Origin of the sequence: Providencia sp. wls1922, assembly GCF_009706505.1 — a bacterium.
GTDB lineage: Bacteria > Pseudomonadota > Gammaproteobacteria > Enterobacterales > Enterobacteriaceae > Providencia > Providencia lanzhouensis.
Genome location: NZ_WLUG01000063.1, coordinates 1 through 12018 on the forward strand (window position 1 = coordinate 1; position 12018 = coordinate 12018).

General features: G+C 42.3%; 10 protein-coding genes. 6 read left to right on the forward strand and 4 right to left on the reverse strand.

Translation table 11 applies throughout. The features are described 5' to 3' along the window. Positions 1 to 69 precede the first annotated feature (69 nt). Both tal and mog read left to right on the forward strand, forming a co-directional pair. Positions 70 to 1023: a transaldolase gene (tal, locus tag GKR71_RS05885; protein ID WP_036950279.1), complete on the forward strand. Its 954-nt coding sequence runs from the start codon at positions 70 to 72 to the stop codon at positions 1021 to 1023. Between the two features lie 221 nt (positions 1024 to 1244). Next, a complete protein-coding gene (gene mog / locus GKR71_RS05890) occupies positions 1245 to 1829 on the forward strand; it encodes a molybdopterin adenylyltransferase (protein ID WP_036950281.1) in 585 nt (194 codons plus the stop codon). 92 nt (positions 1830 to 1921) lie between these two features. On the opposite strand, the gene satP is transcribed toward mog, so the two are convergent. Then, a complete protein-coding gene (gene satP, locus GKR71_RS05895) occupies positions 1922 to 2488 on the reverse strand; it encodes an acetate uptake transporter (protein ID WP_036950283.1) in 567 nt (188 codons plus the stop codon). 352 nt (positions 2489 to 2840) lie between these two features. Between satP and dnaK the strand changes: the two genes are divergently transcribed. Both dnaK and dnaJ read left to right on the forward strand, forming a co-directional pair. Next, a complete protein-coding gene (dnaK, locus tag GKR71_RS05900) occupies positions 2841 to 4754 on the forward strand; it encodes a molecular chaperone DnaK (protein WP_036950286.1) in 1914 nt (637 codons plus the stop codon). Between the two features lie 110 nt (positions 4755 to 4864). Next, complete coding sequence (gene dnaJ, locus GKR71_RS05905; RefSeq protein ID WP_036950288.1) at positions 4865 to 6013, forward strand: molecular chaperone DnaJ; 1149 nt, start codon at positions 4865 to 4867, stop codon at positions 6011 to 6013. A 61-nt stretch (positions 6014 to 6074) separates the two neighbouring features. Here dnaJ and GKR71_RS05910 read toward each other — a convergent pair whose 3' ends face one another. Together GKR71_RS05910 and GKR71_RS05915 are read right to left on the reverse strand one after the other, a co-directional pair. Beyond that, positions 6075 to 7442, reverse strand: a complete 1368-nt coding sequence (locus GKR71_RS05910; RefSeq protein ID WP_430248555.1) for an amidohydrolase — start codon at positions 7440 to 7442, stop codon at positions 6075 to 6077. 137 nt (positions 7443 to 7579) lie between these two features. Further along, entirely contained in the window at positions 7580 to 8428 is an 849-nt protein-coding gene (locus GKR71_RS05915) for an EamA family transporter (RefSeq protein ID WP_036950292.1), read from the reverse strand. 394 nt (positions 8429 to 8822) lie between these two features. On the opposite strand from GKR71_RS05915, the gene nhaA reads away from it, so the two are divergent. Both nhaA and nhaR read left to right on the forward strand, forming a co-directional pair. Continuing rightward, complete coding sequence (gene nhaA, locus GKR71_RS05920; RefSeq protein ID WP_154634049.1) at positions 8823 to 10010, forward strand: Na+/H+ antiporter NhaA; 1188 nt, start codon at positions 8823 to 8825, stop codon at positions 10008 to 10010. A gap of 174 nt (positions 10011 to 10184) precedes the next feature. Next, the gene (nhaR, locus tag GKR71_RS05925; protein WP_036950297.1) at positions 10185 to 11108 is read left to right on the forward strand and encodes a transcriptional activator NhaR; all 924 of its coding nucleotides are present in this window, start codon (positions 10185 to 10187) and stop codon (positions 11106 to 11108) included. Between the two features lie 77 nt (positions 11109 to 11185). On the opposite strand, the gene rpsT is transcribed toward nhaR, so the two are convergent. Then, positions 11186 to 11446, reverse strand: a complete 261-nt coding sequence (rpsT, locus tag GKR71_RS05930; RefSeq protein ID WP_036950300.1) for a 30S ribosomal protein S20 — start codon at positions 11444 to 11446, stop codon at positions 11186 to 11188. Positions 11447 to 12018: the final 572 nt, after the last annotated feature.

Here is a 12018-nt window from a genome sequence, read left to right on the forward strand (position 1 = left end):
AGGGTGAGTGAATGTAGCCAACACCCCTACAACTTGAAGTATGACGGGTATAACAACGAGATTAAAGAAATGACCGACAAACTAACCTCCTTACGTAGTCTGACAACTGTTGTTGCCGATACTGGCGACATCGAAGCGATGAAGCTGTACAAACCACAAGATGCGACGACAAACCCATCGCTGATTTTAAATGCTGCACAAATTCCTGAGTACCGTAAATTAATTGATGAAGCGGTAGAGTGGGCGCGTAAGCAAAGCAATAACCGTGAACAACAAGTTGTCGATGCATGTGACAAACTGGCTGTTAATATCGGTTTAGAAATTCTGAAATTAGTCCCAGGTCGTATTTCAACAGAAGTTGATGCGCGTCTTTCTTATGATGAAGAAGCGTGTATTACTAAAGCTCGCCGTCTGATGAAAATGTATAACGAAGCGGGTATCAGCAATGATCGCATTTTGATCAAATTAGCCTCTACTTGGCAGGGTATCCGCGCGGCGGAAAAACTGGAAAAAGAAGGCATCAACTGTAACTTAACTTTATTATTCTCTTTTGCTCAAGCGCGTGCTTGTGCGGAAGCTGGTGTTTACCTGATCTCTCCATTCGTAGGTCGTATCCTTGACTGGTACAAAGCAAACACCGATAAAAAAGAGTTTGCTGCACATGAAGATCCAGGCGTGGTTTCTGTGACTGAAATCTACAACTTCTATAAAGCACATGGTTATAAAACCGTCGTGATGGGCGCAAGCTTCCGTAACGTAGGTGAAATCATTGAGCTGGCAGGTTGTGACCGCCTGACTATCTCTCCAGCGCTGCTGAAAGAGCTGTCTGAATCACAAGGCGAATTAGTGTGTAAACTGAAAGATGAAGGTAAAACTCAAGAGCCAGGCGCTAAACTGACTGAAGCTGAGTTCTACTGGCAGCATAATCAAGACCCAATGGCGGTTGATAAACTGTCTGACGGTATCCGTAAGTTTGCTGTAGACCAAGAAAAACTGGAAAAAATGATCGCAGCTCTGCTGTAATTTCCTTTTTCTTAGAAAACCCAGTCAGTTGGCTGGGTTTTTTTATGCTGCGTTTTCATTGATTAAACTCTCAATTCCACATTTCGACACAAACACGACGCTGTCAGGCATTCGACCTCATGGTATGATGCACCATGTTTATCATTATTGGCTTGGTATTAATTAAGTTAGTATTTTCTCGCCAAATGAACGAATTTAAATGATTAATTTTTGAGGTTTGTATGAATGAGTTGCGCATAGGTCTGGTGTCGGTTTCTGATCGTGCTTCAGGCGGTATCTACGAAGATAAAGGGATCCCAGCACTGGAGGAGTGGCTAACGAAAACCATCACCACGCCTTTTCGTTTAGAAACTCGTTTGATCCCTGATGAGCAAGTCATGATAGAGCAAACGTTGTGTGAGCTGGTGGATGAATTTTCCTGTCATTTAGTCCTGACCACAGGCGGCACAGGTCCTGCTCGTCGAGATGTCACCCCAGATGCAACGCTTGCAGTTGCCGATCGCGAAATGCCTGGCTTTGGTGAGCAGATGCGCCAAATTAGCCTGAAGTTCGTGCCGACGGCGATTTTATCTCGCCAAGTTGGCGTGATCCGCAATCAGTCACTGATTTTAAACTTACCGGGGCAGCCAAAGGCGATTGCTGAAACCCTAGAAGGGCTGAAAGATAAAGAAGGAAATGTGCTGGTATCAGGCATTTTTGCGAGTGTGCCATACTGCATTCAACTACTTGATGGCCCATACATTGAAACAGACGAAAGCATCGTTAAAGCTTTCCGACCAAAGTCGGCTATTCGCACAGCCGAGTAATCCCTTCTAAAAAATCAGGCAGAACGTGATGTCTGCCTGATAATTCTTGTTACAGTTTTCTTTCTGTCTATTTAGCTTAACAGGCTATCGACTCAGCTGCGTTGGCCAATTGGCAGGATGGTTTTGCCATACTGCTCATTTAAGATCTCAGCGACAGCCAGATAGAATGCGCTCGCTCCACAGATAATTCCTTCATAGCCCGCATATTGAAGCAGAGTGGAATCGTTGGTCAAATTACCCACCGCTAACATTGCAAACAGTACGGTTAGGCTGCCAAAGATAAATTGCAGCACAAAATTTGCTTTGAAGGTGCCTAAGAACATAAAGAAAGTAAAGATCCCCCATAAGAGAAGGAACATCCCTAAAAATGTAGGGTCAGTTGCTTCAGCTAATCCCATGGTCGGTAAAAACAGCAGACCAACTAACGCAAGCCAAAAGAAGCCGTAAGAGGTAAATGCAGTCGCACCGAACGTATTACCTTTCTTATATTCAATAAGCCCAGCAATCACTTGCGCGATACCACCATAGAAAATCCCCATACTTAAAATCACAGATGAGAGAGGGAAAAAGCCTGCATTATGAATATTCAGCAGGATTGTTGTCATACCAAAGCCCAATAAACCGAGTGGGCCTGGATTGGCAAGCGAACTAGATTGCATATAACCTCTGGTGAAGTATTTAAAAATCAAATAGATACAATAAACTTTTGTAGCCCCATAGGACGGGGAGGCGCATAATACGCAGTTTTAATTGTCGAAACAATGATCAAGAGACGGGTTTTTTTGCATTAAATGTAAAACTTTTTTAGTTTTGCCCCTTGATGAATGAATTTGTGACCCCATCTTTAAGACATCAACAGTTATCAATCTAAATTATTGCGAATTGCAAAAAGAATTAAGGTTGCAAAAAAAATCAAGGTTGAAGTAAAAACTCCCTTGAAAATGAAATATTGAGCCTTATATAGATTGATATCGAAATTAAATGAAAAGAATTCCTTTGGAGGCGTTTTAAATGGGTAAAATTATTGGTATCGATTTAGGTACAACTAACTCATGCGTTGCAATTATGGATGGCACTACTGCGCGTGTTCTTGAGAACAGCGAGGGTGATAGAACTACTCCTTCCATCATTGCATATACACAAGATGGTGAAATTTTAGTTGGTCAGCCAGCAAAACGTCAGGCTGTCACTAACCCAGAAAATACATTATTTGCGATCAAACGTTTGATCGGTCGTCGTTTCCAAGACGAAGAAGTTCAGCGCGACGTGTCTATCATGCCATACAAAATTGTAGCGGCTGATAACGGTGATGCGTGGTTAGATGTGAAAGGCCAAAAAATGGCACCGCCACAAGTTTCTGCTGAAGTGCTGAAAAAAATGAAGAAAACAGCGGAAGACTATCTGGGTGAACCAGTAACTGAAGCGGTTATCACTGTTCCAGCTTACTTTAACGATGCTCAGCGTCAAGCAACCAAAGATGCGGGTCGTATCGCTGGTTTAGAAGTAAAACGTATCATCAACGAACCAACAGCAGCAGCGCTGGCTTACGGTTTAGATAGAGAAGTTGGCAACCGTACTATCGCGGTTTACGACTTAGGTGGTGGTACATTCGACTTATCAATCATCGAAATCGATGAAGTTGATGGCGAAAAAACCTATGAAGTTCTGGCAACTAACGGTGACACTCACTTAGGTGGTGAAGACTTCGATACTCGTTTAATCAACTATTTAGTTGACGAGTTTAAGAAAGAACAAGGTGTTGATCTGCGTAACGATCCACTGGCAATGCAACGTCTGAAAGAGTCTGCTGAAAAAGCAAAAATTGAGCTGTCTTCTGCTCAACAAACTGACGTTAACCTGCCATACATCACAGCAGATGCGACAGGTCCAAAACACATGAACATCAAAGTGACTCGTGCAAAACTGGAGTCACTGGTAGAAGATTTAGTTAAACGTTCTATGGAGCCAGTTAAAGTTGCTCTGCAAGACGCTGGTTTAAGTGTAGGTGACATCAACGACGTTATCTTAGTTGGTGGTCAGACTCGTATGCCAATGGTTCAGAAAGTTGTTGCTGATTTCTTTGGTAAAGAACCACGTAAAGACGTTAACCCAGACGAAGCCGTTGCAATGGGTGCAGCAGTACAAGGTGGTGTATTAGCGGGTGATGTTAAAGACGTTCTGTTACTTGACGTAACTCCACTGTCTTTAGGTATCGAAACCATGGGTGGCGTGATGACTTCGTTAATTTCGAAGAACACCACAATCCCAACTAAACACAGCCAAGTGTTCTCTACTGCAGAAGATAACCAAGCAGCCGTGACCATTCACGTACTGCAAGGTGAGCGTAAACGTGCGAGTGATAACAAATCACTGGGTCAGTTTAACTTAGATGGTATTCAAGCAGCGCCACGCGGTATGCCGCAAATCGAAGTGACTTTTGACATCGATGCGGACGGTATCCTGCATGTTTCTGCGAAAGACAAAAACAGCGGTCGCGAGCAAAACATCACCATTAAGGCATCTTCTGGTCTGAATGACGAGGAAATCGAAAAAATGGTACGTGACGCAGAAGCTAACGCTGAAGCAGACCGTAAATTTGAAGAGTTAGTGCAGGTTCGCAACCAAGCAGACCAACTGATTCACGGTACTCGTAAACAAATCGAAGAAGCAGGCGACAAATTACCAGCTGAAGATAAAGCGAACATCGAAAAAGCAACTTCAGAATTAGAAGTCGCTTCTAAAGGTGAAGATAAAGCTGAAATCGAAGCGAAAATCCAAGCGCTGGTAACGGCATCTGCGAAACTTCTGGAAATTGCACAGCAACAAGCTCAAGCGGGCGCTGCGGGTGCAGGTGCAGAAGCGAAGAAAGATGACGATGTTGTTGACGCTGAATTCGAAGAAGTTAACGACAAAGACAAAAAATAAGGCCCTTAGCGGGCGCAGTGACTATCGCAATAATGTTAAATAGTGACTGATACCGGACACGGGCGTTGAGGGAACTCTGCGCCCGTGTCTGCATGTTAAGGGAAAAATAAATGGCGAAAAGAGATTTTTATGAGGTTTTAGGCCTCGAAAAAAATGCTTCAGAAAAAGACATTAAGCGAGCGTATAAGCGCTTAGCAATGAAATACCATCCTGACCGCAATCAGGAAAACAAAGATGAATCTGAAGAGAAATTCAAAGAGATAAAAGAAGCTTACGAAGTCCTGTCCGATGAGCAAAAACGTGCCGCTTACGATCAATATGGCCATGCCGCGTTTGAACAAGGCGGTATGGGTGGCGGAGGTGGATTCGGCGGCTTTGGTGGCGGCGATTTCAACAGTGATATTTTTGGTGACATCTTCGGTGACATTTTTGGTGGCGGTCGTCGTCAACAGCGCCCAAGCCGTGGTTCTGATCTGCAATACAACATGGAACTGACTCTTGAAGAAGCAGTCCGTGGAGTGACCAAAGAGATCCGTATTCCAACGCTCGAAAGCTGTGACGTGTGCCACGGTAGCGGTGCAAAACCAGGCACTAGCGCAGATACATGCCAAACCTGTCACGGTATGGGCCAAGTACACATGCGCCAAGGTTTCTTCTCAGTACAACAACCTTGCCCAACCTGTCACGGTCGCGGGAAAGTTATCAAAGACCCATGCAACAAATGTCATGGCCAAGGTCGCGTTGAAAAATACAAAACCTTATCCGTTAAGATCCCTGCAGGGGTTGATACGGGTGACCGTGTTCGTTTATCCGGTGAAGGTGAAGCCGGTGCGAATGGTGCACCAGCAGGGGATTTATTCGTTCAAATGCATGTTTTACCTCACGATATTTTTGAGCGTGATGGTAATAACTTACATTGTGAAGTGCCAATCAACTTTGCAGCAGCAGCGCTGGGCGGCGAAATTGAAGTCCCAACCCTTGATGGTCGCGTTAAACTGAAAATTCCTGCGGAAACCCAAACGGGCAAAACGTTCCGTATGAAAGGTAAGGGCGTGAAGTCAGTACGTGGTGGTATGCAAGGTGATTTAATGTGTCACATTGTTGTCGAAACCCCAGTCAAACTGAATGAGAAACAAAAAGAGTTACTCAGAGAGTTTGGTGAGTCGTTAGGCGGTACGGGTGGCGAGAAAAATAGCCCACGTTCAAAACGCTTCTTAGATGGCGTGAAAAAATTCTTTGATGATTTAACCAATAAATAAGGGTTAATCGCTAAGTTAAGAATCATGGCTGATCCAGTGAAAAACTGAATCAGCCATTTTTTTATTTCACAGTTTCACCGCTGGCAACCACGGTTTTACGAACTTGATCGGCAAATTGTAGAGCCTCTTTCACAATCGCATTTTCATCAACTGTGAGTACTTTGCGGTCTTCCATTAATAGGTTTCCATCCACAATGGTATGGCGTACATTGGAAGCATTCGCGCCATAAACCAGTGCGGCATAAGGGCTATACATCGGAACCATATTCGGTGATTTTGTATCGACAACGATAATATCTGCCAATTTCCCCGCTTCTAGAGAGCCTAACTTATCTTCCATGTGAATGGCTTTTGCGGAGCCTTTGGTCGCTAATTCAACCACGGTAATGGGCGGCATTGCAGCTCTATCTTTATTTTCGAGCTTATGAATTTTACCTACTAAATTTAGTTCATTCATGGTTGTTAAGGTATTGCTGGACATCGGACCATCGGTTCCTAAGCCTACACGAACTCCTTTTGCTAACATCGCGGTCACTGGTGCAACACCTTTGGCTGATTTGGTATTCGCACTGACATTATGAGCCACTCCAACATCATACTGTTTGAGTAGGTTGATATCGTTTTCATCAACCATAATGGCATGAGCCGCAATGACTTTGTTATTCAATGCACCGATATCAGCCATATATTGAACCGGGCTTTTTCCGCCAGTACGCTTGGCAATTTCTTCTTGTTCTCGATCGGTTTCCGCTAAGTGGATCATCACGGGAACATTAAGTTCTTGAGAAAGTTTAGCAATTTTCTGTAGATGCTCAGTGGTATTGGTATAAGGTGCGTGAGGAGCAAAAGCTGGCGTAATGCGCGGGTGGTCTTTGTATTGGTTGATAAAATTCACCGCATAAGCGATACCTTCATCAGCATTTTTAGCATCGGCAACAGGGAATTTGATCACAGATTCCCCAAGGATCGCTCGCATACCAATTTTATCGACAGTTTTCGCAACTTCATCTTCAAAATAGTACATATCCACGTAAGTTGTAACGCCACCTTTGACCATTTCGACGTTGGCTAAGTTAGCGCCTACTCGCACCATTTCACGGGAAACCATCTTGCTCTCTAATGGGAAGATATAGCGGTGCAAACGGTCGGGGACATCGTCGGCAAGGGAACGAAATACAGTCATTGATGCGTGAGTATGGGTATTGATTAACCCTGGCATGACTATATCGCCATCAACATTTAGCCGTTTTTTGGCGGTATATTGTGTGGCAAGCTCAGGGCCGCCAACAGCGATAATTTTATTTTTATCAATAACAACAGTCCCATTCTCAATAACTTGATTATTGGCATCCATTGTCAAAACAGTACCATCAACAATGATTAAATCCGCTGGAGTGGTGGCAAGTGCCGCGATAGGTGCTGCCATCATCGATATGGCAACGAGAGATCGGAGTAATGTCATTTTTACCTCATGACTCAATGAAAAATAGGGCTAAAAATTATTTGTATCAAATATTATGGGCATCAAATATAGGATGTAAAACTTATCTTCTAAGCACCGCTATCTTAACTGGATAGTTTCGCCAGTAACACCCCAAGTAAGATGACAATACAGGCGAGGACTCGCATTCCATTAAATTTCTCTTTAAGAAATACAATGGAAAGAAACATAGCAAAAAGGACACTAGTTTCACGAATAGCAGCAACGAGTACGATGGGGGCTTGGCTCATTGCCCAGATTGCGATGCCGTAACTAATTAGCTGCATTAACCCGCCAAGCAACCCTGAGCGCCAATATTGCCTAAACCCGTGTAGTAATGAACTTTTGTATTTCATCACTCCGGGGATGGCGAGTACCGCACCATTTAATAAAAACAGCCATAGGGTATAAACAACGGGATCTTGGCTGGCTCTAGCGCCATATCCATCCGAGAGGGTATAACAAGCCGTAAAAAAGGCAGTGCACAATGCAAAGCTAAGCGCTTTACCTTTGATATTCAACGTAAATTTTCGACCTGCAAACGCGATGGCTACCACGCCTGAAATGATGAAAATAATCCCTACAAAACTCATAAATGGTAAGGATTCATTGAATAAAACAATACTTAATAACGCGGTGATTAAAGGGGCTGAGCCGCGAGAAATAGGGTAAATTTGGCTGAGGTCACCATGGTTATAAGCTTGGCTGAGAAAATAGATATAACCGATGTGAAATAATACTGACAAAGCTAGCCACGGGACGGCATCGGGAGATGGCAGCCCAAACCAAAAGAGAGCTGGAATAGTTAAAATTCCAGAAAAAACGGCAATCATTATCAAACCAAAGAAGCGGTCATTACCAAATTTAACCAGAGCATTCCAACTGGCATGGCAAAACGCAGCAAACAGCACAGAAAGCAGTACGTATAGGGACATAATATAGAGAGATAGTGATTGCTTAAGAGTGGCTCGAGTATCACATAAAGCGTCTTTTTTATGAAGAGGCACGCAAGGAAGAGAGGGCAGGTACTTTTATTTTTGCGAAGGGCTTCGAAAATAAAAAAATAAACGATTTTTTGGACTATCGATAATGGTCATTTTTCATTAGTCTCTAAAAAAGTTGAATATTTAAAGCGCTTTACTCAGTAAATTTATTGTTGGTTTTTAGAATAGTTGCCTATAGTTAAATTAACGATTCATTATCATTCGTCGTGATCTCGATTGTTAAATACTCGGAAATTACGATCATTAATGGATAAATAAACGATTTTTTACGAATTAATGATTATCATAATATTAACATTCAAAAGTATTTTTTGGGGTTATTCATATGACAGCAATTATTCGTAAATTTTTAAAGTTAGAAGCAGCAGGAGGGCTACTCCTAATTATTGCTGCCATTGTCGCTTTAATAATGGCTAATACGCCATTACAAGGAGCTTATCAGCAATTTTTAGATATTCCGGTAGCCATTAAAATCTCAACATTTGAATTAGATAAACCTCTGATTCTATGGATTAATGATTTCTTAATGGCTGTGTTTTTCCTGGTTGTTGGTTTAGAGGTAAAGCGCGAGTTATTGGAAGGATCCCTGGCGGGACGTGATAAAGCGATATTTCCGGCAATTGCGGCTGTGGGTGGAATGATTGCACCAGCGTTAGTTTACTTAGTGTTCAATGGTGCTGACGATATTACTCGTCAAGGTTGGGCTATCCCTGCAGCAACAGATATTGCATTCGCGTTGGGTGTGATGGCGTTATTGGGTAAGCGTGTTCCTACAGAGCTCAAAGTATTTTTATTGGCATTAGCTATCATTGATGACCTTGGTGTCATTGTGATCATTGCCTTTTTCTATACCAGCTCAGTTTCTGTCGTCGCATTGAGTTTAGCTGCACTGTGTGTGGCAATACTGTGTCTAATGAACTGGCGACGAGTTGAAAATACAGCAGCTTATTTGGTGATAGGCCTAATCTTGTGGGTTTGTATTCTGAAATCAGGTGTTCATGCCACTCTGGCAGGAGTGATTGTTGGTTTCTTAATTCCATTAAGAGGGACTAATAATACAAAACCGTCGGAAGAATTAGAGCATGTGCTGCACCCTTGGGTTGTTTATCTCATATTGCCTATCTTTGCATTTGCAAATTCAGGCGTACAGCTCAATGGCGTCACCTTTGATGGTTTAATGAGCCCATTACCACTTGGTGTCGCAGCGGGTTTGATACTGGGCAAACCAGTCGGTATTTTCTTATTTAGTTGGATTTCGGTAAAAGTAGGGTTGGCTAAATTGCCAGCATCGATTAACTTGAAGCAAGTGTTTGCTGTTTCTGTGCTTTGTGGAATCGGTTTTACTATGTCTATTTTTATCACCGGGCTCGCTTTTGAAGGGCTTGATGAAGTGTATAGTACCTACTCGAGACTGGGCATTTTAATCGGTTCAACAACAGCTGCATTGTTAGGGTACTTTATGTTAAGGGTAGTGTTACCGAAACCAAAAGTTTCGCACAGTGATGCAAAATAAACATAATAGACGTAATTATTAGTAAGAATTTTCGAGTTAATCTTCTATGATATGCCCGCGGTATGAGTTGCATACTGCGGGTATTTTAACTTATAACTCCCGATTACGGGGTACGGGTAAAGCGTATGGTCATTATGCACTGCGGTCATTATTGGCGATACAAAAGGAATCGATATGCGGGTTTCACATCTTAATTTTAACCACCTTTACTATTTCTGGCATGTTTGCAAAGAAGGCTCTGTTGTCGGTGCTGCCGAGGCTCTTTACCTGACTCCACAGACAATTACTGGGCAAATTAAAGCACTCGAAGAACGGTTAGGTGGAAAATTATTTAAACGCCAAGGTCGGGGGCTAGTGCCTTCAGAGCTGGGACAACTGATTTTTCGTTATGCTGACAAAATGTTTATGCTCAGCCAAGAAATGCTGGATATCGTCAACTACAGCCGAGAATCTAACCTACTGTTTGATGTGGGCGTGGCTGACGCATTATCGAAACGTTTAGTCAGCCGTGTACTAGAAACAGCAGTTGTAGAACATGAGCAAATTCATTTACGTTGCTTTGAATCAACTCATGAGCTGTTACTGGAGCAATTAAGCCAGCACAAGCTGGATATGATTTTATCGGATTGCCCTGTGGACTCTTCACAACAAGAGGGGCTGTTCTCTGTTAAATTAGGCGAATGCAGCGTCAGTTTTTTCTGCCGTCAGCCAGTACCGAAGAAACCATTCCCTGAATGTCTAGAAGAGCGCAGGTTATTAATTCCAGGGCGTCGTTCGATGCTTGGTCGCCATTTATTAACATGGATCCGCAATAAAAACCTACAAGTTGAAGTACTTGGTGAATTTGATGATGCTGCATTAATGAAAGCATTCGGAATGTATCACAATGCCATTTTCGTGGCGCCATCTTTGTATGCGAAAGATATTTTTGCTGATAATGAAGTGCAGGAAATTGGCCGCTTAGATAGTGTTAAAGAAGAGTATTACGTGATTTTTGCGGAAAGAATGATCCAGCACCCAGCAGTACAACGTGTCTGTAACAAAGATTTTTCTGAGTTATTTTCTGCGCCGTTCGATAATTTAGAACAGAAAGTTTAGAACACGAAAGTGTGAGGCAAGAAATTAGCAGACAAAAAAACCGGCCTAAGCCGGTTTTTTATAATCAAGAAGCGAAATTACATTGCTTTGATTTGAGCAACTAAGTTAGCTTTATGACGTGCTGCTTTGTTTTTGTGGATCAGGCCTTTGCTAGCGTGGCGATCAACAAGAGGTTGCATGTCATTGAATGCTTTCTGAGCTGCTTCTTTATCGCCTGCAGCGATAGCAAGGTAAACTTTCTTAATAAAAGTACGTACCATAGAGCGACGGCTAGCGTTGTGCTGGCGACGTTTCTCTGATTGAACGGCACGTTTCTTAGCTGATTTGATATTAGCCAAGGTCCAACTCCCAAATGTATTCTATTGAGGACAATTTAAAGGTCAAGGAATATGCCCTTTCGCCCTTCATTTGTCAATGGATTTGTGCAAATAAACATCGTGTACTTCGATGTCAATGCGTTGTGAATGGTGCAAGATTCTACCAGCAAATATCAGAAGAATACAGATCTGCGCGTGAAAAAAAGCATAATTGATAGAAGATATTTTAAATCATTTTTCAGAAAAAATTTTTTTAGTGATATCAAACGTTCATTAAGATGAAATTGAATGATAACTAGAGTGTTTTTTGTACACTTGAGTTTGTTATACAAAATGGATGATAAGAAAACTATAAAAATTAAATATTTTTAGAGATCTCCGCGTCAATTTGTTGTATTGATAATCTATTGGTTATCCAAACTTTTTTGATTTACCTATGGACAATGATCGGATTCAGCAGCGCGGTGTCGTGCAGAAAGATGCTTAGCAGTGTAAAATCATCTGATTAAATAGTGTAGTGATCAAAAAAATAGGGTTTAATGAAAGCTTTTACGAACTTAGGTTAACCTTATGCGTCGTACAAGGTATAATCC